The following is a 26,517-nucleotide window of genomic DNA, read 5'->3' as shown; positions in this document are numbered from 1 at the left end:
AGCGCCACCGCTCCGGAAAAGCAAGACCGGTCAGGTCACGGCTTTCGGAGCCGCTTGATCAGCGAGGAGGTATCCCAGCGGCCGCCGCCCATCTGCTGCACCTCCTTGTAGAATTGGTCGACCAGCGCCGTCACCGGCAAGCTGACCGACAGCTCGTCGGCCGCGTCGAGACAGATGCCCAGATCCTTGCGCATCCAGTCCACCGCGAAGCCGTGCTCGAAATGATCGTCGAGCATGGTGGAGTGACGATTGACCATCTGCCAGCTTCCGGCGGCGCCCTGACTGATCACCTCCACGAGCGCGCGACCGTCGAGCCCGGCCTTCTCGGCGAAGGCCAGCGATTCCGACAGGCCCTGTACCAGCCCGGCGATGGCGATCTGGTTGGCCATCTTGGCAAGCTGCCCGGCGCCGCTTTCGCCCAATCGGCGGCAGATCTTCGCATAGGCATCGATCACCGGTTCGGCCCGGTCGAAATGATCCTGCGCGCCGCCGCACATCACCGAAAGCTGGCCATTCTCGGCCCCGGCCTGCCCGCCCGAAACCGGCGCATCGACGAAACCGACGCCCTTCGCATCGGCGGCGGCGGCCAACTCGCGCGTCACGGCGGCGCTGACCGTGGTGTGATCGACGAAGAGCGCGCCCGCCTCCATCCCCGCGAAGGCGCCGTCATCGCCCGCGCAGACCGACCGCAGATCGTCGTCATTGCCCACGCAGGCAAAGACGATCTCGGCGCCCTGGGCGGCCTCGCGCGGTGTCGCGGCGTGCTGGCCGCCATGCTCGCGGGCCCAGGCCTCGGCCTTGGCGGTAGTCCGATTGTAGACCGTCACCTTGTGCCCGGCCTTCGCCAGATGTCCCGCCATGGGGTATCCCATCACGCCCAGTCCCAGAAACGTCAGCTTCGCCATGATGCTCTCCCTGCCTCCCGGGGCTTTCGTTCGCCCCCGAGGCGCGATACTCACCATGCCCAACCGGCCCGTCAAGCACGGGCGACTGCCCCCCGGAGGATCGATGGCCACTCTGTTTCGCTGGCTCCTGCGCCTGACCGTCGGCGTGATCCTCCTCGGCCTTGCCGCGACGGTGCTGGTCTACTGGTTCTTCGCCCGCTCCCTGCCCGACTACGACGCCCGCGCCCGTGTCGCGGGGATTTCCGCGCCCGTGGAGATCGTGCGCGATCACGCCAACGTGCCGCACATCTTCGGCGACGCGGATCGCGACGTGTTCTTCGGGCTCGGATACGCCCATGCGCAGGACCGGCTGTGGCAAATGACGCTGCTGCGCCGCACCGTGCAGGGACGCCTGTCCGAGCTGTTCGGCCGCCGCACCGCCGAGAGCGATATCCTGATGCGGCGGCTCGACCTCTACCGCGCCGCCACCGCCTCGGTCGAGGATCAGGACGGCCAGACGCGTTCGGCGCTCGAAGCCTATGCGGCGGGCGTTAACGCCTGGGTCGGCGAAGTCAATGCCGGGGCGCGGGGCCGCGGCGCGCCCGAGATGTGGCTGTTCAACCAGCCGCTGGCGCCGTGGCAGCCGGCCGACAGCATCGCGATCCTCAAGCTGATGGCCTGGCAGCAGAGCGACCACCTGCAGGCCGAGGTGTTGCGCGCGCGCAGCTCGCTGCTGCTCGAGGAAGAGCGGCTGCGCGACATCCTGCCCGATGTGCCCGGGCCGGGGCTGACCGCCCTGCCCCGCTACGCCGATCTGATGCCCGCGATCCCCGAGCGTCACGCCGCCGCCGAGGCGCCGTTCGACCCGCTCGCCGCGAGCCTGCCCGCGGCGCTGTCGGGTGCCTCGAACGCCTGGGCCGCCGGACCCTCGCGCTCGGCCACCGGCGCGACGCTTCTGGCCAATGACCCGCACCGGCTGCTCACCGCGCCCTCGATCTGGTACCTGGCGCGGCTGGAACTGCGCTCGGGCGGCGTCATCGGCGCGACGATCCCCGGCATCCCGCTGGTGCTGGCGGGCCGCAGCAACGATCTCGGCTGGGGTATCACTGCCTCCTTCGCCGACGATCTCGACCTCTATGCCGAGGAGGTGAACCCGCAGAATGCGGGCGAATACCGCACGGAGGATGGCTGGGCCCGGTTCGAGGCGCGCGACAGCATCGTCGAGATCAGGGATGCCGCCGCCGTCACGCTGCGGCTGCAACGCACCGCCAACGGGCCGGTCCTGCCGCCTGAGCAGTTCGCGCTCGACACGATCCGCCCGCGCGGCCACGTGATGACGCTGGCCTGGTCGGGACTGTCGGACAACGACACCTCGATGACCGCCGGGCTGAGGCTGATGCAGGCCCGCTCGATCGAGGAAGGCATCCGCGCCGGTCGGCTACAGGTGGCGCCGAACCAGAACCTGATCCTCGCCGACCGCAACCGCGTCGCGTTCAAGACCGTGGGCGCGGTGCCGCTGCGCGACCCCGATCACCAGAGCAAGGGCCGGCTTCCGACGCTGGGCTACATGGCCGAGAACCGCTGGCAGGGCTGGCTGCCCTATGTCGACCTGCCAGAGTCCACCGAGCCGGTCGGCGGTCTCGTCGGCAACACCAACAACAAGACCGTCGACCGAGCCTTTCCCGAGCATGTCTCCTACCATTGGGGCGACACCCAGCGGATCGCTCGCTGGCGCGGGTTGATGCAGTCGCGCGAGGTGCATACCCGCGACAGCTTCATCGAGGCGCAGCTTGATACGGTGAGCCCCACCGCCCGGGCGCTGCTACCGATCGTCGGCGCGGATCTGTGGTTCACCGGCGAACCGGCCCCCGAGGGCACGCCGGCCCGGCGCCGTCAGCGCGCGCTCGAACTGCTGGGCGAATGGAACGGCGAGATGAACGAGCACCTGCCCGAGCCGCTGATCTACGCCGCCTGGATGCGGGCCTTGCAGGAGCGGCTGATCCGCGACGATCTCGGCCCCCTCGCCAACGCCTATACCCATGTCCGTCCGCTCTTCATCGACCGAGTGTTCCGCGATATCGACGGCGCCAGCGCCTGGTGCGACATCCGCCAGTCGGCGGCCGAGGAAAGCTGCGCCGACATCGCGCGGATGGCGCTCGACGACGCGCTGATCTGGATCACCGAGACTCATGGCGCCAATCTCGACGCGCTGCGCTGGGGCGACGCGCACGAGGCGCGGCAGGATCACCCGGTGCTGGGCCAAGCCCCGTTCATCAACTGGTTCGTCAATATCCGTCAGAGCACCTCGGGCGGCGACAACACGCTGAGGCGCGGCCTGACCGACGGGCATGCCCCGAACCCGTTCCACAACGTCCATGCGGCGGGCTATCGCGGCGTCTACGACTTTGCCGACCCCGACAGCTCGGTCTTCATCATATCCACCGGCCAGTCGGGCCACCCGCTGTCGCGCCATTACGACGATCTGGGCGAGCTGTGGCGGCGCGGTGAATACATCCCGATGTCGCTCGACCCCAGCCTCGCACGCGGTGCGGCGGTGGGCATCACCCAGCTCCTGCCCGCCCGGCCCTGACGCGGAACCGCCGCGCCGCGCACCGGTTGCCCCTCCGAACCGACACGGAGGATCGCATGAGCGGCAAGTCGCATGAGCAGGTCTGGGACGAATTCCGGGATCTGGTGAACATGGCTCCCAAGGAGATCGAGGATTTCCTCGATACCGAGGAGAGCAGGTCGGTCGGCGATACCGGCGGCGATGGCGAGAGCACCGGCCACAAATCGGGCAAGCGCATCGTCGTGATCAAGCGCACCAACAAGGCCGATCTCTCGGAGGATCAGTGGGACCACATGGCCAAGGTCGTGGGCTACATCAAGCGTCACAAGGCACAGGGCGGCCCCAAGGACGACATGGAGCATTCCAAGTGGCGCTATTCGCTGATGAATTGGGGCCACGACCCGCTGAAGTGACGCCTCAGACCGTCTCGCAGATCTCGATGCGGTTGCCGAACGGGTCCGACACGTAGAACCGTCTGAGCCCCGGCAGCTCGGTATCGGTGCGAACCGCGATGTCATGCGCGTCGAGGTGATAGCGCATGGCCGCGAGATCGGCGACGCGAAAGGCAGGATGCGCCTTGCGCGCAGGCGCGAAGGGCGTCTCGACACCCAGATGCAGCCGCAAGCTGCGCCCCTCGAACCAGACCCCGCCCCGGCCGGCCAGCATCTCGGGCTTGGCCACCTCCGCGAGGCCCAGCACGCTACCATAGAACTCGCGCGCCGCATCCTCGCCACCTTCGGGCATGGCAAGCTGGATATGGTGGAGGTCGAGGATCATCTGCGGCGTCCCGTGATTGTCATGCCGCACTCTGATAGCGCTATCAGGACGAGGCGTCATCCCCCTGTGCGGGCGACGACGTGACGACATGCAACCCGCCCCGCGCCTGCAGCGGCGCCAGCAGATCCTCGAGAAAGAAACCGGTGAGCTGCGACCGGCTGGTCAGCCCGGACTTGCGGTAGACGGCGGTAGCGTGCTGGCGCACCGTGGCGCTCGAACAATCGCGCAGCGTGGCGATCTCCTTGTGGCTGAGCCCCTTGAGCATCAGCAGCGCGATCTCGCTCTCGGTCCCGGTCAGGCCCCACTCCGCGAACTGCGCCGCGATCGCGCGGCTCAGCCCGTCGACATGCGCCCGGCTGGCCTGCCGCCATTGCTCGCCCTCGCGCCGGGCACGGTCGAGATCGCCCAGAAGACGCGCCCTTTCGCGCCGCATCTCTCGGCTGGCCTGCGAGCCGAAGGCCGTGAAGACGACGGCTCCGGCGAGAAGCGCGGTTTCGAACAGATCGACCGCGAAGGTGCCCCAGGTGAACGGCTCATCGGCCTGCACGACCTCGAGCACCACCAGCAGGCCGAATAGGCCGGCGGCAGCGGTGGCGTATATGACGATGCGGGACATGGCCGTCCTCCCGGACAGTGGCGCCCTCCCAGACAACGGAAGGATGCCACGGTTTTCGTTCCGTGGCACCCGTGATCTCAGTTGTCGGTGGCGAAGAAGCCCAAGGCAATGGTCTGGTTGCCGGAGGCTTCCAGCGCCAGAACCTCGACCTCGTAGAGCCTGCCGGGGCGCAGGAAGGCCGCTGGCACAGTAAAGCCGGTGGTCCCCGGCCCCAGATGCACGTCGAGCTCTGGCTTCGAGAACCCGTCCGGGTCCTCGTACTCCTCGTCGGTGACGATCAGCTCGTAACCGGTGATCTCGGGCGTCCGGTCGTCGAGCGAGGCCGTTACCGGCTCCCAGGTTACTTCAAGATCGGCGACGGCCACTCGCGGTGCGTCGTCTTCCTCGTCCTCGACCAACTCGGGCGCGGTGATGACGGGTGGCTGCGGGACTAGCGTGGTGAAGCGCGCAACGCCCTCCCGCCCGGTGCCGTCGAAGAGCTTGGCACGCACCGCGTAATCGCCCTCGGGAAAGGCGGCCTTCAGTGCCGCATAGTCCCAGACCTCTTCGGGTGGCTCTCGGCTTTCGAAAAAGAATGAGCCGAGGCCCAGCTCGCCAAGCTGCGCCTGCGGGTCGATGTGCAGGACCAGCGCGCCCGAGGGGTCGAAGACGCACAGCTCGCTCCAGCCGTCGTCATCGCCGTAGCCATGCACGCCGATATCGCCGTCGGTATGATTGTACTCGATGATCAGCCGCGCTGCCGCGATCTGGCCGGTCTCGGCGGGCATCTCGCCGCAGGGCTCCTGCGCCAAGGCCGGCGAGGCGGCAATGACGAGAGCGGGGATCAGGATGTGGGGTCTCATGGCGTCTCTCCCTGTCTTGAACACGGGGAAAGTCTGCGCCGGGCGAATGGCCGCGCCCATCCGACAGGGCGCGGCCATCGCATCTGTCAGGGCATCAGAGCCGTTCGAAGCGGGCTTTCTGCGCGGCCGACCAGCGAACCTGCATCCTGTGGCCCTCTTCGGTCGGCGTGTCCTCCTCGACGAGGCCCTGCTCGAACAGCCAGGCCCGCTTGCGGCCCGCGGCGAAGGGCACGACCAGCGCCTCGACATGCTTCACGCCGCCGAGCGCCTCGGAGACCTCGGTCAGGAGCGCATCCATGCCCTCGCCGGTGATGGCCGAGACGGCCGAGACGTTCTTGGTCCGCGCCGCCCGCTCCAGCGCCGCCTCGTGGGCATCCGGCGCCAGCGTGTCGATCTTGTTCCAGACCTCGATCTTCGGGGTGTCGTCGGGCAAGCCGAGGCTCGACAGGATGCTCTCGACCTCGCGCGCCTGCTCCACCGTCTGCGCATGGCCGATGTCGCGCACATGCAGCACCAGATCGGCGTCGAGCACCTCTTCCAGCGTGGCGCGGAACGCCGCGACCAGCTCGGTCGGCAGGTCCGAAATGAAGCCCACCGTGTCCGATAGGATCACCTCGTCGCCGGTGGGCAGCACCACGCGCCGCATCGTCGGGTCGAGCGTCGCGAAGAGCATGTCCTTGGCCATGACCTCGGCCCCGGTCAACCGGTTGAACAGCGTCGATTTCCCGGCATTGGTGTAGCCCACCAGCGCCACGATCGGGAACGGCACCTTGGCGCGCGAGGCGCGGTGCAGCGCCCGGGTTTTGACCACCTTGTCGAGCTGGCGCTTGAGCCGCACCAGCTGTTCGTCGATGGCGCGGCGGTCCGCCTCGATCTGCGTCTCGCCGGGGCCGCCGACGAAGCCAAGCCCGCCGCGCTGCCGCTCGAGGTGGGTCCAGGCGCGGACCAACCGCGTTCGCTGGTAGGACAGCGCCGCCATCTCGACCTGCAATACGCCCTCGCGGGTCGCAGCGCGGTCGCCGAAGATCTCGAGAATGAGCCCGGTCCGATCAAGGATCTTGACCTTCCACTCTTTCTCGAGATTGCGCTGCTGCACCGGGCCGACATGGCCGTCGATGAGCACCAGTTCGACCTCGTTGGCCTGCAGGCGCTGCTTCAGCTCCTCGATCTTGCCGGTGCCGAACAGCATGCCGGGATGGCGCTTTGGCAGGCGCACGATCTCGGAGCCCAGCACGTCGAGGCCGGGCAGCGCATCGGCCAACGCCACGGCCTCGGCCAGCGCGGCCACGGGCTCACGCCGGTCGTTGTCGTTCTTGATCTCGGGGTGGATCACCCATGCTCGGGTGTCCGGGGCCTCGGGGATGTAATAGTCGGTCAATCTTCACCGTCATAGAGGTTCACGGGCTGTGACGGCATGATGGTCGAGATCGCGCTCTTGTAGACGAGCTGGGATTGACCATCGCGGCGCAGCAGCACGCAGAAATTGTCGAACCAGGTGATGACGCCCTGCAGCTTCACGCCGTTGATCAGGAAGATCGTCACCGGCACCTTGATCTTGCGCACATGGTTCAGGAAGGCGTCCTGAAGGTTCTGCTTGTCACCGGCCATCACGGTCCCTTTGTTCTTGCGGCCGCGTACCGGCCTTTTCCCTCGTTGGAAAGGAGTATGTCGCGCCGCAGGTGGAGTTTCCAGCCCGGAAATAGGTGCAAAGGCGCAGGGCGGAGGCGCGTGTCTCAACTGCGCCAGCTGGAGGGGTTCAAAAGCGCGATGATCGCCAGCGTTTCGAGCCGGCCCAGCACCATCGCCGCGGCGAGGATCGTCTTGGCCATGTCGGGAATGCCGGCATAGGAGATCGGGTATTGCGCGCCGATCTCGGCCAGCGGCCCGGTGGTCGAGAGCGCTGCCACGGTCAGCGTCATCGCCACCTCGAACTGCACGCCCGTGAGCGACAGCGCCAGCATCACTGCCGTCACCGACAGCGCGAAAAGCATGAAGAAGATCCACGAGATGAAGGCGCCCTCGCGACGGATCCGCCGCGCCTCGACGCCGTCGCCGCCGATCGAGTGCGGATGCACCAGCCGCTCCAGCTCGCGCTTGCCGTGCATCCACAGCGCATAGACGCGCAGCAGCTTCACCCCGCCCGCCGTGGTCGCCACGCCGCCGCCGATCAGCGCAAGCCCGACGAGGATCAGCCCCGGCGTCTCGAGGCCGGACCAGTCGGCGGCACCGAGCCAGTAGCGGCTCTCGAAGCCGGTGGTGGTGAGAAAGGACGAGACGGTGAACAACGCGCCCCACAGCGCCGAGAAGGCCTGCGGCAGGTCCGCCTCGACCCGGTCCTCGACCGCACCGAAAAAATGCCGCATGAACAGCAGCCCCGGCACGATCAGCACCAGCGCAAGGCCCATGCGCAGCTCGGGATCGCGCATCAGCCGACCGCCCTGATCGCCGAAGAGGTTGCGCGCGAAGGTAAGCCGCGACAGCGCGAAGACCGAGAAGAGCACGATCAGCATCTCGCCCAGCAGCCCGGAATTCGCGTAGCGCAGCCCGCCCACCGGGCTGATGCCGCTGGTGGCGAGGGTCGACATCGCGTGGCAGAAAGCCACGAAGGGTCGGTCGCCCGCCGCCACGAGGCCAAGCCAGAGCAGCCCCGTGAGCCCGGCATAGATCGGCAGTAGCCGCGTGGCGTAGCGCACCAGCCGCTCGGAGGGGTCGGCGATGCGGGTGATCTGGCTCAGCCGCGCGCCGCCCTCGCCGATGATCGAGGGGCTGCGTACCTCGAAGCCACCGAGGTTCATCGGCGCCAGGATCGACACCGCCGTCACCCAGATCAGCAGCCCGCCGAGCCAGCCCACCGTGGCGCGCCACAGATGCAGGCTGTCATTGAGCCGCACCACGTTGTCGTAGACCGAGGCGCCGGTGGTGGTGAAGCTCGACACCATCTCGAACCACGCGTTGAGGAAAGAGGTCGTCCCCAGCGCCTCGTGGAACGGGATCGCGAACATGACCGGCAGCACCGTGAAGGCCGCGACCAGCGCCGAGAGCTGGCTGCGCGGCACGCTGGCGGGCCGGTAATTCGCGGTGGCGAGGCCGATCAGCAGCGACAGCATCAGCCCGAGTATCGCGCCGTAGAGAAAGGTGCGCGACGTGAGCCATTCCTCGCGCACCAAAGCGTGGATCGCCGGCAGCATCATCGCCGCCGAACCGATCGCCATCAGCAGCACGAAGAACGGGATGCGGGTGAGACGGTGCTCCATGCGGCTCAGAAGAAATCGATCGAGACCTGGAGCAGCCGTTCGACCTCCGGCACGTCCGAGGCCATGGCGAAGAGCGCGACCATGTCGCCCTCCTCGATCCGAAGCGCGCCGTGGATCTTCATCATCCGCCCGTCCTTGACCACGCCGCCGACCAGCACGCCCTCCGGGAAGGCGATGTCGCGGATACGCTGGCCCGCGATCGGCGAGGTGCCCAAGACCTGCGCCTCGATCAGCTCGGCCTCGGCGTCGCCGATCGAATAGACGCCGCGCACCCGCCCGTGGCGGATATGGCGCAGGATCGAGCTCACCGTCGTGGCGCGTGGGTTGATGTAGGCGTCGATGTCCATCGCCTGCATCAGCGGCACCAGCGTCGGATCGTTGACCAGACAGATCGCGAGCGGGCAGCCAAGCGCCTTGGCGCGCACCGAGGCCAAAAGATTGGTCTTGTCGTCGTCGGTGACCACAAGCACAGCGTCGGCGGTACCGATCTGCGCCTCTTCGAGCAGCGCCGCGTCGAGGCCGTCGCCGTTGAGCACGATGGTCCGGTCGAGCTGGTCGGCGGCGCGCTCGGCGGCAAGGCGGTCGCGCTCGATCATCTTGACGCGCAGCCGGTCGGCGCGGCCTTCCAGCGCCCGCGCCACGCCGAGGCCCACATTGCCGCCGCCGATCACCACGATCCGCTCCTGCTTGGCGGGCCGCTTGCCGAAGATCTCCAGCGTCCGGACCATGTCGGAGGTGTCGGTGAAGACGTAGATCGCGTCGCCCGGAAAGATCTGGTCCTCGGGGCTCGGCGCGAAGAGACGGCCGCGCCGGCGGATGCCCACCACGATGGCGCGCAAAGTCGAGAACAGGTCGGTGAGCTGCCGCAGCGGCGTGTTAATGACCGGGCAATCCTCGTCGATCGAGATGCCCAGAAGATGCGCGCGCCCGTCAAGAAAGCTTTCCGCGTCGAAAGCCGATGGCGCGGCGAGCCGCTGCAACGCCGCCTCGGCCACTTCCTTTTCGGGCGAGATCACCACGTCGATCGGCATGTGATCGCGCCGGTAGAGATCGGAATAGATCGCGTCGAGATAGGATTGCGCCCGGAGCCGCGCGATCTTGCGCTGAATCGAGAATACCGAATGCGCCACCTGGCAGGTCACCATGTTGACCTCGTCGCTATGGGTGGCGGCGATGATCATGTCGGCGTCGCGCGCCCCGGCGCGATCGAGCACGTCGGGATAGCTGGCGAAGCCGGTGATGCCCTGCACGTCGAGCGTGTCGGTGGCGCGGCGCACCAAGTCGGGATTGCTGTCGACGACGGTGACGTCGTTGCGCTCGCCCGACAGGTGTCGGGCGATCTGCCAGCCGACCTGCCCGGCGCCGCAGATGATGACCTTCATCTTCGTTCCCGGTCCTTTGGGGCGCGCCCGTGGCGGCGCTCATGCCGCCACGGAGTGCCAGAGCCCGAAGGGGCGGTCAATCAGTCCTCGACATGCGCCACGCGCGCGCCCGCCTTGGACGAGGTGACGACGCCGAGGCTCTTGAGCTTGCGGTGCAGCGCCGAGCGCTCCATGCCAACGAAGGCCGCGGTGCGGGAGATGTTGCCGCCGAAGCGGTTGATCTGGGTCAGCAGGTATTCCCGCTCGAACAGCTCGCGCGCCTCGCGCAACGGCAGGGTCGCAAGCCCGCCCGACAGCACCACGCGCCCTTCCTCGGCGCCCGGATCCTCGAGACCCGGCAGTTCCTTGGCGGTGATCTCGCCGGAGGAATCTCCAAGGATCAGAACGCGTTCGATGACGTTCTTCAACTGGCGGATATTGCCCGGCCAGAGCATGGTCTGCAGCAAGGCGCGGGCATCCTCGCCCAAGGGACGCAGCGGCAGGCCCTGGCTCCTGTTCAGCTCGGCTATGAAGTGCTCGGCCAGGAGCGGGATGTCCTCGCGCCGTTCCTCGAGACCGGGGACGTGGATCGGTACGACGTTCAGGCGGTGGTAGAGCTCCTGACGGAACGAGCCGCCCTGGATCGCCGCCTGCAGATCGCGGTTGGTTGAGGAGATCACCCGCAGATCGACCTGCACCTTCTCCGAGCCGCCGACGCGGTGGAACGACTGGTCGACCAGCACCCGCAGGATCTTCGACTGGGTGCCGAGCGGCATGTCCGCCACCTCGTCGAAATAGATCACGCCGCCATTGGCCTGCTCGAGGAGGCCCTTCTCGATGCCCTTTTCGGGGCTTTCACGGCCGAACAGCACCTCTTCCATCCGGTTCGGCTCGATGGTGATCGAGTTGACGGTGACGAAGGGTGCGTCGGCGCGGTTCGAATTGGCATGGATGTAGCGCGCGGCGACCTCCTTGCCGGAGCCGGGGTGGCCCGACAGCATCACCCGACCGTTCGAGCGGGTCACCTTGTCGAGTTGGCTGCGCAGCGAGCGGAACGCGGCGCTGTCGCCCAGCATCTCGGCGGGGGCGGTATCGCCGCGTCGCAGTTCGCTGTTCTCGCGCCGCAGTCGCGAGGTTTCCATCGCGCGCTTGATGACCACGAGCAGCTGGTCGATGTTGAACGGCTTTTCGATGAAGTCGTATGCGCCCTGCTTGATCGCGGCCACCGCGATCTCGATGTTGCCATGGCCCGAAATGATGACGATCGGCACGCCGGGATGTTCGCGCTTCACCGCCTTGAGGATGTCGATCCCGTCCATTCGGCTGTCCTTGAGCCAGATGTCGAGGATCATCAGCGCCGGGACTTCGTCCTCGATCGCGCTCATGCATTCGTCGGAGGTGCCCGCGAGCCGGGTGGAATAGCCCTCGTCGCGCAGGATGTCCGAGATCAGTTCGCGGATGTCGCGCTCGTCGTCGGTAATCAGGATGTCGCCCATCTCATGCCTCATGCTGTTGCCTGCAATGCCGGTTGCCCGGTCTTCTCGATGTCCCCCGATTCGCCATGACCCTGGCCCAGAACGGGAAGGGTGATGACCGCCATGGCGCCTTTGCGGGCGCCCTCCTCGAAGGCTGGCGCGTCGACGAGGGACAGGCTGCCGCCATGCTCCTCGATGATCTTCTTCACGATGGGCAGGCCGAGGCCAGTGCCCTTGTCGCGGGTCGTCACGTAAGGCTCGAACAGCCGTGCCCGATCCTCGGGCAGGCCGATGCCGTTGTCGGCGATGCTGATGCGCGCTTCGGCGGCATCGGTCTGCATCGTCACGCGGATGGTCGGGGTGAGCCCCTCACCCATGCCTTTTTCAATTGCGCTTTCAATGGCTTCACCGGCGTTCTTGATTAGGTTCGTGAAGGCCTGCGTGATCATGGTGGCGTCAATCTCGGCGGGCACGGCTTGTGCCGGCAGATCCACCTCGAAGCGCACGTCCGGCTGTCCGGCCTCCTGAAGCGTCACCGCGTCGCGCAAGAGCGCAGCCAGGTCGTTGCGGCTGCGATCGGGCTCGGGCATGCGCGCGAATTTCGAGAACTCGTCGACGATGCGGCGCAGATCGCCGGTCTGCCGCACGATCACCTCGGTCATCTGCGCCAGTGCCTGCGCATCCGCCTCGCCGAGCTGGCGGCCGAACTTGCGCTGGATTCGCTCGGCCGAAAGCCGGATCGGCGTCAGCGGGTTCTTAATCTCATGCGCGATACGCCGCGCCACGTCGCCCCAGGCGGCCATGCGCTGCGCCGAAACGAGATCGCTGACATCGTCGAAGGCCACGACATAGCCCTCGAGCGCGCCGTCATCGGCCCGCCGTGGCGCCATCCGCACCAGGAGCACCTCCTGGCTGCCGTCGCGGACCAGCCGCAGCTGTTCCTGCACCGCGTCGCGCCCCTCGTCGCGCAACGATCCGAACAGCGGCTCGAACTCGGGCACCAGCATCGCCAGCGTCGCCGCCTCGGGCAGCACCGTGATGCCCAGAAGCCGCAGCGCCGAGCGGTTGGCGAAATCCACGCGGCCCTCGGCATCGAGGCCGATCACGCCGGAGGTCACCGAGCCCAGCACGCTGTCGAACAGCCGGCGCCGTGCCTCGATCTGGCGCGTGTTGTCGAGCAGCCGGTCGCGCTGAGCCTTCAGCTCGGTGGTCATCTGGTTGAAATAGGTGCCGAGCTGGGCGATCTCGTCGTCGCCCTCCTCCTCGATCACCCGCACGTCGAGATCGCCCGCGCCGACGCGCTGGCTGGCCGAGACGAGCCGGCCCACCGGTTTGGACAGCCGCTCGGCGAACCAGAGCCCGAGCCAGATCGCCGCGAGGATCAGGATCACCGCGAAGCCGAGATAAAGCAGGCCGAACTCGAACAGCAGCCGGCCGCGCTCGGCCTCGAGCTGCTGGTACAGCTCGACCGTCTGCTGCGTGTCGTCCAGAAGCGCGAGGATGCCGCCATCGACCTCGCGCGTCACGTAGAGATAACGGTCGGTGAAATTCTCGAGCGGGATCAGCGCGCGGAACTCGTTGTTGACCCAGTCCTCGACGATGGCGATGCCCTGCGCGTCGGCGCGGCGGAAGATCTCCCGCGCCGGACGCTCGAAATCGAACTCGTAGCTGCGCGCGCCGCGAGCGCGGATCTCGCCCGTCCCGTTGATCACGAAGGCCTCGGTTAGCCCCCTCTCGATCTGGCTCTGCACCCGGCCAAGCGCTTGGCGCACTTCGCCATCCGACAGGAAGGGCTGCGCCTCGCGCTCGGCGTCGAGGAAGGCGGCAAGCTCGAGCCCGTCGCGCGACAGATCCTGCCGATGCTCCTCCTCATAGGCCTGGGCGGCGGTGAGCGAAGCGCCGAGCACGGTGCGCACCCGCTCCGAGAACCAGCCCTCGAGACCGACATTGATGGTGAGCACCGAGAACACGGCGACCAGCACCGTGGGGATCAGCGCGATCAGCGCGAACACGCCGGTAAGCCGCAGGTGCAGCCGCGAGCCCGCCGAGCGCGCGCGCCGAGCCGAGATCATCCGCGCCACGCGGAACGACACCAGCGCCGCCACGACCAGCGCGTAGACCAGATCGCCCAGAAGCACGAGGCGCAGCATCGGCGAGCTGGCACCCTGGTCGAGCGGCCCCAGCACCCAGAAGGTGGCGAAGGCCAGCAACGGCCCGAGAACGACCAGCGACAAGGTCGCAGCGTTCTGCACCCGCCGCTGGCGTCGCCAGCGCGTTACGCGAGAGAATCGGGAGGTCGATAACCGCCTCAAGCACCCTGCCCCGTTGATGGGAACGCAAGTTCCGCCGCCTCATTGCCATGATCTCATCCCGGCCATGCGTCCGGGGGGTCACGGTTCTGTTGCGGTTTTACATCAACTTACGGCGTCGTGTCACGCGAATATCGAGGTCGGTGATCTTCTTGCGCAACGTATTGCGATTGATGCCCAAAAGATCGGCGCATTTCGCCTGATTTCCGCCGGTCGCATCCAGCGCGATCTCGATCAGCGGCGTCTCGATCTCCTTGAGAATCCTCTGATAAAGTCCGACCGGCGGCAGCTGCCCGCCATGCAGGTCGAAATAACGTCGCAGGTGCCGCTCGACGCTGGCCGAGAGCTTTTCCCCCTCGCCGCCGCCGCGCAGCGGCTCTGCCGCGGGCTGTCCGCCCAGCACAGTCTCGACGTCGGCGCGGGTGATTTCCTCCTCGGTCGAGGTGACCACGAGTCGGCGCACCGCGTTCTCGAGCTGGCGCACATTGCCGGGCCAGGAATAGGCGCGGATCATCTCGGTGGCCTGCGGCGACAGGCGGCGGGGCCCGAGCCCGTCGCGCTCGGCGCGCAGCAGGAAATGCTCGGCCAGAAGCGGGATGTCATCGACCCGCTCGCGCAGCGACGGCACAGCGATGGTGACGCCGGCGAGGCGGTAGTAGAGATCCTCGCGGAAATCGCCCGCCTCGATGCGCCGCGCCAGATCGCCCTGCGAGCTGGCCATGATGCGCGGCGCGCTGTCGCCCATCGCGTCGAGCATGCGCACGATCCGGGCCTGCGCGTCGCCATCGAGATCGCCGACCTCGTCGAACAGGATCGACCCGCCGCGCGCCCGGCTGAGCACCGCGCCGGGGCCGTCCATGCCCGACAGATCGCTGGCCGAGACGGTGACGAATGGCAGCGAACGGCGGTCCGAGAAATCGTGGATCGCCCGCGCGATCAGCGACTTGCCGGTGCCGCTTTCACCGGTGATCAGCACTGGGAGCGCGGTGTTCATCACCCGCGCCACCAGCCGGTAGAGCGCCTGCATCGCCTGGGTGCGGCCCACCAGCGGCAGGTCGCCGCCCGCCGCCGTTTCGGTCGGCGTTTCGCGCGGCGCGGGCGCGCGGCGCTTGGCCTCCAAGGCGCGCGAGGCGCGCTTCATCAGGTCCGGCAGGTCGAAGGGCTTGGGGAGATAGTCATAGGCCTCGGCCTCGGCGGCCTGGATCGCGGTCATGATCGTGTTCTGCGCCGAGATCACGATCACCGGCAGACCGGGCCGCGCCTCGGAGATCTTGGGCAGCTGCTCGATGCCGTTGCCATCCGGCATGACCACGTCCGAGATCACCAGGTCGCCCTTGCCCTCCTCGACCCAGCGCATCAGCGTGACCAGCGAAGAGGTCGCATGCACCTTGCAGCCGGCGCGGGTCAGCGCCTGGGTCAGCACGGTGCGGATGGTGCGGTCGTCATCGGCGACCAGGATCGTTCCGTCCATCAGTTTTCTCCGCTTGGTAAGGCTTCTTTGGCGCGTGGTAGCGAGATCCGGAACACGGTCCGGCCGGGCGCGGAATCGACCGAGATCCAGCCGCCATTCTCGGCCACGAGCTTGGAAACCAGTGCGAGGCCGAGCCCGGTGCCGTTCTCGCGCCCCGACACGAAGGGCTCGAACACCTCGGCCGCGATCTCGGGCGGCAGTCCCGGTCCGTCATCCTGGATCTCGATCTGCAAGGGCAGTCGCGCCTGGCTGCCATCGGGCTGGCGCACCCGCAGCGACGGCTCGTAGAAGCTGCGCAGACGGATCTTGCCGCCGCGCCTGCCCGCCTCGCAGGCGTTCTTGACGAGGTTCAGTACCACCTGCAGCAGCTGGTCGCCATCGACCATAGCACGCGGCAGCGAGGGGTCGTAATCCTCGATGAATTCCATGTGGGCGCCAAATCCCACCGCCGCCGATTGCCGCGCTCGGTCGAGCACGTCATGCACGTTGACCGGTCGACGCGCGGGGGGGCGCAGATTGCCGAACTGCTCGACCTGTTCGAGCAGCTTCACGATGCGGCGGCTTTCCTCGACGATCAGGTCGGTCAGTTCGCGATCCTCGGCCGAAAGCCCCATCGACAGCAGCTGCGCCGCGCCGGTGATGCCCGCCAGCGGGTTCTTGATCTCATGCGCCAGCATCTCGGCCATGCCGATTGCAGATTTCGCGGCCTTGCCGGTGGCCTGGTGCTGGGTCAGGCGATTGGCCATCTCGCGCGGCGAGATCATCATCAGCATCATGCCGTCCGATCCGGTGAGCGGCGCGAACAGGATCGAGCACTGCATCGCCGGGCGCTCGCCCGAGCCGACATCGACGTCGTTGACGAAAAGCGAGCTTTTCTGCGACCGGGCGCGGGCAAAGGCCTCCGCGAGCGGCGCGTCGATCGAAACCTTGTCCCAGACCGGCGCCCCGACGAGACTGCGCTGCGAGAGGTTCAGGAACAGCTCGGCCGCCGAATTCGCGTCCGAGATGGCATCGCTGGAATCCAGCAGCAGCGCCGGCACCGGCAGCGAGTTCCACAGCGCGGTATCGTGGATCATGCCGCCCGCCTTTCGCCATCGAGCGCCAGCCCGAGAAGCCCCAGCACCCGTTCCGGCGCGGCGGTCAACACTTCGCGGCGCAGCGCTTCGGGCGTGCCCGACTCGTCCATGTACCAGCCCAGATGCTTCCGCGCGACACGGCCGCCGAGCGTGCTGCCATAGAACGCGAGCATCGCCTCGTAATGTCCTGAAACCATGTCGATGAAGTCGCGTCCCTGCGGGACATTCGGGCCCGGCGTGCCGCGCAGCGCCGCGATGACCTGCGCCGGCAACCAGGGGCGTCCCTGCGCGCCGCGGCCGATCATCACTCCGGATGCGCCAGATTGCGCCAGCGCCTGCCGTGCCGTGGCCGCGTCGGTGATGTCGCCATTGGCGATCACCGGGATCGACACCGCTTCGCGCACCGCCCGGATCGCGGCCCAATCGGCCGATCCCTTGTAGAACTGGCAGCGAGTGCGCCCGTGAATCGTCACCATACGCACGCCTGCGCTTTCGGCGCGCCGCGCGATCTCGGGCGCGTTCAGCATGTCGTCATCCCAGCCCAGCCGGGTCTTCAGGGTGACCGGCACCGAGACCGCGCCGACCACCGCCTCGATCAGCCGCAGCGCATGGTCCGGCGTCTTCATCAGCGCCGAGCCCGACAGCCCGCCCGTGACCTTCTTGGCCGGGCAGCCCATGTTGATGTCGATGAGCTTCGCGCCGTTCGCCTCGACCATGCGGGCGGCCTCGGCGATCCAGTAAGGATCGCGCCCGGCGAGCTGCACAGCCGTGTCGGCGCGCTCGAAGCCCAGCTCGGCCCGCTCCCGCACGCCCGGCTTGGCCTGCACCATCTCCTGGCTCGCCACCATCTCCGAGACCACCCAGCCGGCGCCGAACGAGCCGACAAGGCTGCGGAACGGCAGGTCGGTGATCCCCGCCAGCGGCGCCAGCGCCGCCGGTGCGTCCAGCGACACGCCGGAACCGAGATCGATGGGGGAAAGCGGGGCGGGTGTCATTTGCCTAAAACCTGTGCGTCTGGGAGTGATCTACGGGTCGCCACGAGGCGCCACAATCGCAGGGGGTACAAGACTGCCTCAGCATATCGCGTTTGCACAAAATATATGCAGATGTTTGCCGAAAAGGATGGAATTGCACCGCCTCATGCCAGCCCCTACACAAGCCCGACGGCCGCGTGAAGGAGACAAAGTGCCCCCGATGACACCAACTTCTCGGGCCGAAGGCCTGGCCATCGTGATCGTGGCGGCGGGACGCGGCCTGCGCGCGGGCGGCGGACTGCCCAAGCAATGGCGCGATCTCGGCGGCCGCATGGTGCTGGCGCGCACGATCGAGGCCTTTGCCGGTTTCGGTCCGATCTGCCTGGTGCTGCACCCCGAGGCGATGGGCCGCTACCCGGCGGTCGAGGCGATGGCCGAGCTCGTGGTGCCGGGCGGCGCCGAGCGGGCGCATTCGGTGCGCGCCGGGCTCGAGGCGCTGGCGCCGCTGGCGCCGGACCGGGTGCTGATCCACGACGCCGCGCGGCCGCTGGTCCCGCGCGAAACGATCGAGGCGGTGATCGCCGCGCTCGATCACGGCCTGGCCGCCGCGCCGGGGCTGGTGCTCACCGACGCGCTGTGGCGGGTGGAGGCCGGCGCGGTGGCCGAAGCCCCCTCGCGCGAGGGGCTGGTGCGGGCGCAAACCCCGCAGGGGTTCGATTTCAAGGCGATCCTCGCGGCGCATCAGGCGCATGAGGGTCCGCCCGCCGCGGACGACGTCGCGGTGGCCCGCGCCGCCGGGCTTGCGGTCAAGGTCGTGCCAGGCCACGAGAACAATCTGAAGATCACCGATGCGCAGGATTTCATCCGCGCCGAGAGGATATTGGGGTGCGACATGGATGTAAGAACGGGCAACGGATTCGACGTGCACGCCTTCGAGCCGGGCGAGAGCCTTTGGCTCTGCGGCGTCGAGATCGCGCATGACCGCGGGCTGAAGGGCCATTCCGACGCCGATGTCGGCATGCATGCGCTGACCGACGCGATCTATGGCGCCTTGGCCCATGGCGATATCGGCCAGCATTTCCCGCCCTCCGATCCGCAGTGGAAGGGCGCCCGCTCAGAGATCTTTCTGGCCCATGCCGCCGATCTCGCCCGGGTTGAAGGCTTTGCCATAACTCATTGCGATGTCACGCTGATCTGCGAACGGCCCAAGATCGGCCCGCATGCCGAGGCGATGCGCGCGGAACTGGCGCGGATCATGCAGATCGAGCCGGGCCGGGTCAGCGTCAAGGCGACCACATCCGAGCGTCTGGGCTTTCCGGGCCGCGAAGAGGGCATCGCCGCCATGGCCACTGCGACGCTGGTGAAGGCATGAGCCGGCTGATCGCCACCTTCTTCTACAGCGGGTTGATCCGCCCGGCCCCCGGCACCTGGGGCTCGCTCGCGGCACTCGCGGCGGCGCTGCCGATCCATTGGATCGGCGGGCCATGGCTGATGCTCGCCATGATCGCCCTGGCGCTGGGGCTGGGCTTTCCCGCCGCCCGCGCCGAAGCCGCGCGGTCGGGCGACCACGACCCCTCTCACGTCGTGATCGACGAGGTGGTGGGCCAGTGGATCGCGATCTGGCCGGTGCTGTTCGGCGCAGCCCATGTCGGCGCGCCGGTGCTCGACCTTTGGCCCGGCTGGATCGCGGCCTTCGTGCTGTTCCGGCTGTTCGACATCTGGAAGCCCGGGCTCGTCGGCCGCATGGACCGGCGCGGCGACGTGACCGGGCTGATGCTGGACGACGTCGTCGCCGGGATCTTCGCGGCGCTCGGCGTCGTTGTGCTCGCGGTGCTGGCGCATGGCGTCATGATCTTCGGAGGCTGAGCATGGGCGACACGGCGAGACTGGTGAACGGCGCGCGCGAGGCGGGGCTGCGCGTCGCCACCGCCGAGAGCTGCACCGGCGGCATGGTGGCCGCCGCGATCACCGAGACGCCGGGCGCCTCGAACGTCTTCGACTGGGGCGTCGTCACCTATTCCAACGCGGCCAAGCAGGCGCTGCTCGGCGTCAGCGCCGAGAGCCTCGAAGCGCATGGCGCGGTGAGCGAGCAGGTCGCGGACGAGATGGCGCGCGGTGCACTGGAGCGTTCCGGCGCCGACATCGCCGTCGCGATCACCGGCATCGCCGGGCCCGGCGCCTCCGAGCACAAGCCAGAGGGTCGCGTCTGTTTCGGGGTGGCGACCGCCTCGGGCTGCGAGACCGAGACGGTCGAATTCGGGGCGCGCGGCCGCGACACGGTGCGCAGCCTCGCGCGCGATCACGCCATCGCGGCGGTGATCGGGGCGATCAAGGCTCAGCGGCGGCCGTAAAGCTCCTGCGCGCGCCGCTCGAAGGCGCGCACCACGCGCTGCATCGCCTCGTTGAAGAAGAGCCCCGCCGCGCCCTGCAAGAGCCTGTTGCGGAACTCGAAATCGACGTCGAAATGCACCTCCGAGCCACCTTCGACGTCGTGGAAGTTCCAGTTGCTGACGAGGTGGTGGAACGGCCCGTCGATATATTCGGTGTGGATCTTCTTCTGCTCGGGCCAGAGCGTCACCCGGCTGCCGAAGCGTTCGCGGAACACCTTGAAAGAGATCACCATGTCGGCGAGCATCACCTCGTGATCGCCTTCGGGCGTCACCGACCGGACCCGCGCGGCGGCGGTCCATGGCAGGAACTTGGGATAGTTGCCGACATCCGCGACCAGGTCGTACATCTGCTGCGAGCTGTAGGGCAGCGTGCGGGTCTCGGAATGTGTCGGCATCGATCTTTCCTTCCTGTCTGGTCCCATCTCGCCCCGGCGGTGGTGGAGATCAACCCCGCCGGTCATGCGGCACCTCGTCTCGGCACCGATCTGGGGCACGGAATCGACAGGGAAAGAGCGCGATGAACATCCATTGGCTGTTGCGGCTGGCGCATTGGGCACGGCATCCCTCCTCGCCGCGCCAGATGGCGCTGATCGCCGGGGTGATCCTGCTGTGCCTGCTGCTGGTCGGCATCGAGCGAACCTGGGGCTGGCCCGAGGCGCTGACCGTAACGCCCGGTGGGCGCACATCTTTCATGCGGTAATGCAGATAACGGGCGCGTGATTCAGCTTTGGAGTGAGGCGTTCTTACGTTACGGTAGCCCGCACGATCACCGGAAGTTTTGGAGTACCGTTATGACACGTTCGTTCCGTCTTCTCGCCGGCAGCCTCGTCATTGCCGCTCTTGCCCCGATGGCGCTGGCCCAGGGCCTCGACCCCGAGCGGGCGCAATCGCTGCGCGAGGGTCACATGAAGCTCATGGGTCTCAATATCGGCATGCTCGGCGCGATGGCCAAGGAAGAGCAGCCCTATGACGCCGAGATGGCCGCCGCCGCCGCCGGCAACCTCGCGGCGCTCGGCTCCATCGATCAGAGGTTCTACTGGGTCGAGGGCTCTTCGAGCGAGGATCTCGAGGAGAGCCGCGCGCTTCCCGCCATCTGGGAGAACATGGACGACTTCAACTCCAAGACCGAGGCGCTGCACGAGGCCGCGATGAAGATGGAGGAGGCCGCCGGCACTGATCTGGCATCCCTCCAGGCGGCCATGGGTCCACTGGGCGAGGCCTGCGGTAGCTGCCACGAAGATTACCGCAAACCCGAAGAATGATCGGACGCGCGCTCGGGGCGGCGATCGCCATCATCCTGTTGGCGGGCGGGGTGGGCTGGATGCTCACCTCGCCCGAGCCGCTTCCTGCCTCGGCGGTCGAAGGGCCGCCGGGCGATCCCGAGCGCGGCGCGCTGGTCTTCGCGGCCGCAGGCTGCGCCTCGTGCCACGTCGCGCCCGATACGGATATCGGCGAGGCCCCCCTGTTGGCGGGGGGCATGGCCTTCGACTCGCCCTTCGGGACCTTCCATGCGCCCAACATCTCGCCATCGCCGCAGGGCGTGGGGGACTGGTCCGATGCCGAGATCATGGATGCGGTGATGCGCGGGGTGTCGCCCTCGGGCGCGCATTACTATCCCGCCCTGCCCTATGCCGCCTATGCCATGGCCGATCCGCAGGACATGCGCGACCTCGTGGCGCATCTGCGAACCCTGCCGCCCTCCTCGCAGGAAAACCTGCCGCACGAGGTGCCGTTTCCCTTCTCGATCCGGCGCGGTGTCGGGCTGTGGAAGGCGCTCAACCTGCGACAAGCCTGGGTGATCGAGGATGACCTGCCGGAGACCGCGGCGCGCGGCCGCTACCTTGCCGAGGCGCTGGGCCATTGCGGCGAATGCCACACGCCGCGCGGGCCCTTGGGCGGGCTCGATCACGCGCAGTGGCTCGGTGGCGCACCCAACCCCTCGGGCGATGGACGCATTCCCAACATCACCCCCGGCGGGCTCAAGTGGTCCGAGGGAGAGATCGCCTATTACCTCGGCACCGGCTTCACGCCGGAATTCGATACCGCGGGCGGCGAGATGGCGGCGGTGGTGTCCGAACTCGCGAAGCTGCCCGACGAGGACCGCGCGGCCATTGCCGCCTATCTCAAGGCGGTGCCGGCGATCGAACCCGCCGCCGAGTGATCGGCGGCGGATTTCTCGATACGACCGAAATCAGGCGCCCAGACGGGCCAGTCGCGCCGCGCGCAGCTGCGCGAAATCCTCGCCCGCGTGATAAGACGACCGGGTGAGCGGCGTCGCCGACACCATCAGGAAGCCCTTGCCGCGCGCCGCCTTCTCGTAGCTTGCGAATTCGTCGGGCGTGACGAAACGGTCCACCGCGTGGTGCTTGGGCGTCGGCTGCAGATATTGGCCGATGGTCAGGAAATCGATGTCGGCGGCGCGCATGTCGTCCATCACCTGATGCACGGCCTGCTTGTCCTCGCCCAGACCCACCATGATGCCCGATTTGGTGAACATCGACGGGTCCAGCTCCTTGACCCGCTGCAACAGCCGCAGGCTGTGGAAATAGCGCGCGCCGGGCCGCACCTCCGGGTAGAGGCCGGGCACGGTTTCGAGGTTGTGGTTGAACACGTCCGGCTTCGCCTCGACCACCACCTCCAGCGATCCCGGCTTCGCGCGCAGGAAATCCGGGGTCAGGATCTCGATCGTGGTGCCGGGCGATTGGCGCCGCACCGCGCGGATCGTCTGCGCGAAATGCGCGGCCCCGCCGTCATCGACGTCGTCGCGATCGACGGAGGTGATCACCACGTGGTTCAGACCGAGCTTCTTCACCGCGTCGGCGACACGGCCCGGTTCGAACACGTCGAGCGCGTCGGGCCGCCCCGTCGCCACGTTGCAAAAGGTGCAGCCGCGGGTGCAGATCTCGCCCATGATCATCATGGTGGCGTGGCCTTGGCTCCAGCATTCGCCGACATTGGGGCAACCCGCCTCCTCGCAGACCGTCACCAGCTTGTGCTCGCGCATGATGTCGCGGGTCTGCTTGTAGCCTTCCGAGGTCGGCGCCTTGACCCGGATCCATTCCGGCTTCTTGGGCTGCGGCGCGCTGTCGGCGCGGCGCGCCTTTTCGGGGTGGCGGTCGCCGGGGATCTTCAGGTCGCGCACGATCATGCCTTTCCTCTTGGCCTCGTCGATACATAGGCCCCATGACGTACGGGCGCAACGCGGCTCGGGCCGCTGGCCCGGCAGTTGCTGCAACCCCGCCATGCATCCAAGCTCCAGCGCCGATCTGCTGCATTGCAGCATTGCGTAGCCGTGCCCGATTTCTTAGATCGGGCTCCGAAATCAACGAACCGACAGACAGGAGCATGCCCATGCAGCCCGGCGCCCGTATTCCCGACGTGACCTTCCGCACCCGCGTCCGCGACGAGAGCATCGAAGGCCCCAACCCGTTCCGCTGGGAAGAGCGCGACACCGCCTCCTATTTCGCGGGCAAGCGCGTGGTGCTGTTCTCGCTGCCCGGCGCCTTCACCCCGACCTGCTCGACCTACCAGCTGCCGGGCTTCGAGAAGAACGTCGAGGCGTTCCGCGACCATGGCATCGACGCGATTTACTGCATGTCGGTCAACGACGCCTTCGTGATGAACCAGTGGGCCCGCGCCCAGAACCTCGAGAATGTGGAGGTGATCCCCGACGGCTCCGGCGAGTTCACCCGCCGCGCCGGCATGCTGGTGCGCAAGGACAATCTGGGCTTCGGGCTGCGCTCCTGGCGCTATGCCGCCGTGATCAATGATGGCCGCGTCGAGGCGTGGTTCGAGGAGCCGGGCCTGTGCGACAACCACCCCGAGGACCCCTACGGCGTCTCCTCGCCGGAAAACGTCCTCGCCTGGCTCGAAGAGGCCTCGCGCGAGCAGGCCGCCTGATCTCCCACGGGTAGATCGCGCGGAGCGCGCGTTAGGCACAGATCGCGCGGAACGCGCGTTGCTTCCAGATCGCAGAACGCGCGTTACGGACAGACGGTGCGGGCCGAGCCCATAAGCTCGGCCCCCGCCTCGCGCAGCAGATCGGCCAAGGGCGCGGCCCAGCCGCCATCGCCCCCGGCCCGGCGTACCAGCGCCAGCTCGCGCGCGGGCTCCGGCGTCGCAAAGCGCATCAGCGCCAGGCCCGGCGCCGCCGCGGTTTCGGCCCGAAGCGCGATCTCGGGCAGCAATGTGAGCCCGAAGCCCTCGGCCACCAGCCCCGACAAGGTGGCCAGCGACGAGGCCCCCAGATCGACCCGGCCGCGCCCCCGGAGACCGCAGACCTCCAGCGCCTGATCGGCAAGGCAATGCCCCTCGTCGAGCAGAAGCAGTTGATCCGGCGCCAGCGAGGTCGGCCGCAGCGCTTCGGGATCACCGACCCAGCGTGCCAGCCGCGCCGCCGTCCCGGCCAGCACGAAGCGGTCCGAGATCAGTGGCTCGACCGCGAGACCGGCCACCGGCAGCGGCAGCGCCGCCACCACCGCATCCACCCGCCCCGCCTCCAGATCGTCGAGAAGCTTTTCGGTCTGCGCCTCGCGCACCCGGATGTCGAGCGTCAGGTCGCGCGCCCGCAGCCGCGTCAGGGCGATCGGCAGCAGATAGGGCGCGACGGTCGGGATCACCCCCAACCGCAGCCGCCCCGTCAGCCCGCGCGACAGCCGCGCCGCGCGCTCCAGCTCGGCCACCTCGCCCAGGATCCGGCGCGACCGCTCCAGCACCTCGCGCCCGGCGCGGGTCAGCCGGATGCCGCGCGGCAGCCGCTCGACCAGCTCGACCCCGAGGATCGTTTCCAGCTCCTTGATCTGCTGGCTCAGCGCCGGTTGCGACACGAAAACGGTCTCCGCGGCGCGGCCGAAGCCACCGGTTTCGGCCAGCGCCACGAAGTAGCGCAACTGTTTCAGTGATGGATTCATGACGGACCCATAACCCGGCCTTATGGGAAGGGCCAGAAAATCCGATTTTGCCTTCTCGGGCGACCGGGTCATATTGCGCCGCGAAGCCACCCCCCGGAGGACAGCCATGACCGACAGACCCCGCCTGACAACTTCCGCCGGCGCGCCCGTCGCCGACAACCAGAACTCCAAGACCGTCGGCCCGCGCGGCCCCGTCCTGCTCGAGGACTACCAGCTGATCGAGAAGCTGGCGCACCAGAACCGCGAGCGGATCCCCGAGCGCGTTGTCCACGCCAAGGGTTGGGGTGCCTATGGCACCCTGCGCGTCACCGAGGACATCACCAAGTATTCCCGCGCCGCCGTGTTCAAGCCGGGCACCGAGACCGAGATGCTCGCCCGCTTTTCCACCGTGGCCGGTGAACAGGGTGCCGCCGACGCCGAGCGTGACGTGCGCGGCTTCGCGCTGAAGTTCTACACCGAGGAAGGCAACTGGGATCTCGTGGGCAACAATACGCCCGTGTTCTTCGTGGCCGACCCTTACAAGTTCCCGGACTTCATCCACACGCAAAAGCGCCACCCGCAGACCAACCTGCGCTCGGCCACCGCGATGTGGGACTTCTGGTCGCTTTGCCCCGAGAGCCTGCACCAGGTGACGATCCTGATGTCGGATCGCGGCCTGCCGCAGACGCCGATGCACATGAACGGCTACGGCAGCCACACCTTCTCGCTGTGGAACGACCAGGGCGAGCGGTTCTGGGTGAAGTTCCACTTCAAGACCCAGCAGGGCCACAAGCACTTTACCAATGACGAGGCGGTGCAGGTCATCGGCAAGAGCCGCGAGACCTATCAGGAGGCGCTGTTCGGCACGATTGCGGGCGGGCATTTCCCGAAATGGGACATGTTCATCCAGGTGATGCCCGAGATGGAAGCGATCGAGTTCGAAAAGAAGACCGGCTGGTCGGCTTTTGATCTCACCAAGGTCTGGCCGCATGGCGACTACCCGCTGATCAAGGTCGGCGAGATGGAGCTGAACCGCAACGCCGAGAACTACTTCACCGAGATCGAGCAGTCGGCCTTCAACCCGTCCAACGTGGTGCCGGGTATCGGCTTCTCGCCCGACAAGATGCTGCAGGGCCGTCTGTTCTCCTACCCGGACGCGCATCGCTACCGGATCGGCACGCATTACGAGAGCCTTGAGGTCAACAAGCCGAAATGCCCGGTGCACCACTATCACCGCGACGGCACCATGCCCTTCGGCCTGCGCACCAACCCCGACGCCTATTACGAGCCGAACTCCTTCGGCGGGCCGGTCGAGGATCCGTCGGTGGCCGAGCCGCCGCACCGCTACGAGGGTGAGGTCGGCCGCTACGACTTCCGCTCGGAGGCGGATCACTACAGCCAGCCGCGGGCGCTGTTCAACCTGTTCGACGAGGGCCAGAAGAGCCGGCTGTTCTCGAACATCGCTACCGCCATGACCGGCGTGCCGCAGGAGATCATCGACCGCCAGCTGGCGCATTTCGACAAGGTCGACCAGGCTTACGGCGACGGCATCCGCGCGGCGCTCAAGCACCAGAACGCCGAGAATGTCGGCGTCGACACCAGCCACGCAGCCGAATGATCGGCTGAGGCC

The 26,517-nt window shown here is 67.8% G+C and carries 26 protein-coding genes; 10 read left to right on the top strand and 16 right to left on the bottom strand.

Going from position 1 to position 26,517, the window contains the following annotated elements:
* Positions 1-35: 35 nt before the first annotated feature.
* Positions 36-905 carry an NAD(P)-dependent oxidoreductase gene (locus LOS8367_RS11110; protein ID WP_085896590.1) on the bottom strand — a complete coding sequence of 290 codons (870 nt, stop codon included), beginning with the start codon at positions 903-905 and terminating at the stop codon, positions 36-38.
* A 103-nt stretch (positions 906-1,008) separates the two neighbouring features.
* On the opposite strand from LOS8367_RS11110, the gene LOS8367_RS11105 reads away from it, so the two are divergent.
* Together LOS8367_RS11105 and LOS8367_RS11100 are read left to right on the top strand one after the other, a co-directional pair.
* Positions 1,009-3,474 (top strand): penicillin acylase family protein, encoded by a 2,466-nt coding sequence (locus LOS8367_RS11105; RefSeq protein WP_085896589.1) that lies wholly within the window; start codon positions 1,009-1,011, stop codon positions 3,472-3,474.
* Between the two features lie 56 nt (positions 3,475-3,530).
* Positions 3,531-3,866 (top strand): DUF3140 domain-containing protein, encoded by a 336-nt coding sequence (locus tag LOS8367_RS11100; RefSeq protein ID WP_085896588.1) that lies wholly within the window; start codon positions 3,531-3,533, stop codon positions 3,864-3,866.
* A 4-nt stretch (positions 3,867-3,870) separates the two neighbouring features.
* On the opposite strand, the gene LOS8367_RS11095 is transcribed toward LOS8367_RS11100, so the two are convergent.
* From LOS8367_RS11095 to dusB, 12 genes are all read right to left on the bottom strand, one after another.
* Positions 3,871-4,230 (bottom strand): VOC family protein, encoded by a 360-nt coding sequence (locus tag LOS8367_RS11095; RefSeq protein ID WP_085896587.1) that lies wholly within the window; start codon positions 4,228-4,230, stop codon positions 3,871-3,873.
* Between the two features lie 43 nt (positions 4,231-4,273).
* Positions 4,274-4,846 carry a helix-turn-helix transcriptional regulator gene (locus LOS8367_RS11090; RefSeq protein WP_085896586.1) on the bottom strand — a complete coding sequence of 191 codons (573 nt, stop codon included), beginning with the start codon at positions 4,844-4,846 and terminating at the stop codon, positions 4,274-4,276.
* A gap of 77 nt (positions 4,847-4,923) precedes the next feature.
* Complete coding sequence (locus LOS8367_RS11085) at positions 4,924-5,688, bottom strand: fibronectin type III domain-containing protein (RefSeq protein WP_085896585.1); 765 nt, start codon at positions 5,686-5,688, stop codon at positions 4,924-4,926.
* A gap of 94 nt (positions 5,689-5,782) precedes the next feature.
* The gene (gene hflX / locus LOS8367_RS11080; RefSeq protein ID WP_085896584.1) at positions 5,783-7,066 is read right to left on the bottom strand and encodes a GTPase HflX; all 1,284 of its coding nucleotides are present in this window, start codon (positions 7,064-7,066) and stop codon (positions 5,783-5,785) included.
* A complete protein-coding gene (hfq, locus tag LOS8367_RS11075; protein ID WP_017928544.1) occupies positions 7,063-7,296 on the bottom strand; it encodes an RNA chaperone Hfq in 234 nt (77 codons plus the stop codon). Before hfq ends, hflX begins: the two co-directional genes overlap by 4 nt.
* A 125-nt stretch (positions 7,297-7,421) precedes the next feature.
* Entirely contained in the window at positions 7,422-8,942 is a 1,521-nt protein-coding gene (locus LOS8367_RS11070) for a TrkH family potassium uptake protein (RefSeq protein ID WP_085896583.1), read from the bottom strand.
* A gap of 5 nt (positions 8,943-8,947) precedes the next feature.
* Entirely contained in the window at positions 8,948-10,324 is a 1,377-nt protein-coding gene (gene trkA, locus LOS8367_RS11065) for a Trk system potassium transporter TrkA (protein WP_085896582.1), read from the bottom strand.
* A gap of 80 nt (positions 10,325-10,404) precedes the next feature.
* A complete protein-coding gene (gene ntrX / locus LOS8367_RS11060) occupies positions 10,405-11,799 on the bottom strand; it encodes a nitrogen assimilation response regulator NtrX (RefSeq protein ID WP_085896581.1) in 1,395 nt (464 codons plus the stop codon).
* A gap of 8 nt (positions 11,800-11,807) precedes the next feature.
* The gene (locus LOS8367_RS11055) at positions 11,808-14,090 is read right to left on the bottom strand and encodes a sensor histidine kinase NtrY-like (RefSeq protein WP_375342209.1); all 2,283 of its coding nucleotides are present in this window, start codon (positions 14,088-14,090) and stop codon (positions 11,808-11,810) included.
* A 97-nt stretch (positions 14,091-14,187) separates the two neighbouring features.
* The gene (locus tag LOS8367_RS11050) at positions 14,188-15,558 is read right to left on the bottom strand and encodes a response regulator (protein WP_085896579.1); all 1,371 of its coding nucleotides are present in this window, start codon (positions 15,556-15,558) and stop codon (positions 14,188-14,190) included.
* Complete coding sequence (locus LOS8367_RS11045; protein ID WP_085896578.1) at positions 15,558-16,634, bottom strand: two-component system sensor histidine kinase NtrB; 1,077 nt, start codon at positions 16,632-16,634, stop codon at positions 15,558-15,560. Before LOS8367_RS11045 ends, LOS8367_RS11050 begins: the two co-directional genes overlap by 1 nt.
* Positions 16,631-17,629, bottom strand: coding sequence for a tRNA dihydrouridine synthase DusB (gene dusB / locus LOS8367_RS11040; RefSeq protein WP_085896577.1), 999 nt, complete (start codon positions 17,627-17,629; stop codon positions 16,631-16,633). The genes LOS8367_RS11045 and dusB overlap by 4 nt, the downstream gene beginning before the upstream one ends.
* Positions 17,630-17,828: 199 nt before the next feature.
* On the opposite strand from dusB, the gene LOS8367_RS11035 reads away from it, so the two are divergent.
* The 3 genes from LOS8367_RS11035 to LOS8367_RS11025 are packed head-to-tail and all read left to right on the top strand — an operon-like array spanning position 17,829 to position 19,959.
* Positions 17,829-18,980: a bifunctional 2-C-methyl-D-erythritol 4-phosphate cytidylyltransferase/2-C-methyl-D-erythritol 2,4-cyclodiphosphate synthase gene (locus tag LOS8367_RS11035; protein ID WP_165761449.1), complete on the top strand. Its 1,152-nt coding sequence runs from the start codon at positions 17,829-17,831 to the stop codon at positions 18,978-18,980.
* Positions 18,977-19,474 (top strand): phosphatidylglycerophosphatase A family protein, encoded by a 498-nt coding sequence (locus tag LOS8367_RS11030; protein WP_085896576.1) that lies wholly within the window; start codon positions 18,977-18,979, stop codon positions 19,472-19,474. The genes LOS8367_RS11035 and LOS8367_RS11030 overlap by 4 nt, the downstream gene beginning before the upstream one ends.
* Positions 19,475-19,476: 2 nt before the next feature.
* Positions 19,477-19,959: a CinA family protein gene (locus tag LOS8367_RS11025; protein ID WP_085896575.1), complete on the top strand. Its 483-nt coding sequence runs from the start codon at positions 19,477-19,479 to the stop codon at positions 19,957-19,959.
* On the opposite strand, the gene LOS8367_RS11020 is transcribed toward LOS8367_RS11025, so the two are convergent.
* Positions 19,944-20,393 carry a type II toxin-antitoxin system RatA family toxin gene (locus tag LOS8367_RS11020; RefSeq protein WP_085896574.1) on the bottom strand — a complete coding sequence of 150 codons (450 nt, stop codon included), beginning with the start codon at positions 20,391-20,393 and terminating at the stop codon, positions 19,944-19,946. The genes LOS8367_RS11025 and LOS8367_RS11020 overlap by 16 nt on opposite strands.
* A 122-nt stretch (positions 20,394-20,515) precedes the next feature.
* Between LOS8367_RS11020 and LOS8367_RS11015 the strand changes: the two genes are divergently transcribed.
* The 3 genes from LOS8367_RS11015 (at position 20,516) to LOS8367_RS11005 (ending at position 22,159) form a co-directional block, all read left to right on the top strand.
* Entirely contained in the window at positions 20,516-20,698 is a 183-nt protein-coding gene (locus LOS8367_RS11015; protein ID WP_085896573.1) for a hypothetical protein, read from the top strand.
* Positions 20,699-20,789: 91 nt separating this feature from the next.
* Complete coding sequence (locus LOS8367_RS11010; RefSeq protein ID WP_085896572.1) at positions 20,790-21,260, top strand: c-type cytochrome; 471 nt, start codon at positions 20,790-20,792, stop codon at positions 21,258-21,260.
* Complete coding sequence (locus LOS8367_RS11005; RefSeq protein ID WP_085896571.1) at positions 21,257-22,159, top strand: cytochrome c; 903 nt, start codon at positions 21,257-21,259, stop codon at positions 22,157-22,159. The genes LOS8367_RS11010 and LOS8367_RS11005 overlap by 4 nt, the downstream gene beginning before the upstream one ends.
* A 30-nt stretch (positions 22,160-22,189) precedes the next feature.
* Here the strand turns inward: LOS8367_RS11005 and lipA are convergent, their stop codons facing one another.
* Entirely contained in the window at positions 22,190-23,146 is a 957-nt protein-coding gene (gene lipA / locus LOS8367_RS11000; RefSeq protein ID WP_085896570.1) for a lipoyl synthase, read from the bottom strand.
* A 203-nt stretch (positions 23,147-23,349) separates the two neighbouring features.
* Here lipA and LOS8367_RS10995 point away from each other — a divergent pair, with 203 nt between their 5' ends.
* Positions 23,350-23,898 carry a peroxiredoxin gene (locus tag LOS8367_RS10995; protein ID WP_085896569.1) on the top strand — a complete coding sequence of 183 codons (549 nt, stop codon included), beginning with the start codon at positions 23,350-23,352 and terminating at the stop codon, positions 23,896-23,898.
* An 83-nt stretch (positions 23,899-23,981) separates the two neighbouring features.
* Here LOS8367_RS10995 and LOS8367_RS10990 read toward each other — a convergent pair whose 3' ends face one another.
* Positions 23,982-24,908 (bottom strand): hydrogen peroxide-inducible genes activator, encoded by a 927-nt coding sequence (locus tag LOS8367_RS10990; RefSeq protein ID WP_085896568.1) that lies wholly within the window; start codon positions 24,906-24,908, stop codon positions 23,982-23,984.
* A gap of 106 nt (positions 24,909-25,014) precedes the next feature.
* Between LOS8367_RS10990 and LOS8367_RS10985 the strand changes: the two genes are divergently transcribed.
* Complete coding sequence (locus tag LOS8367_RS10985) at positions 25,015-26,505, top strand: catalase (RefSeq protein WP_085896567.1); 1,491 nt, start codon at positions 25,015-25,017, stop codon at positions 26,503-26,505.
* Positions 26,506-26,517 lie beyond the last annotated feature (12 nt).

This window comes from Limimaricola soesokkakensis (genome assembly GCF_900172345.1).
Taxonomy (GTDB): Bacteria; Pseudomonadota; Alphaproteobacteria; order Rhodobacterales; family Rhodobacteraceae; genus Limimaricola; species Limimaricola soesokkakensis.
Note: the sequence above shows the minus strand (reverse complement) of the source record. Positions and strands in the feature narration are given on the sequence as shown.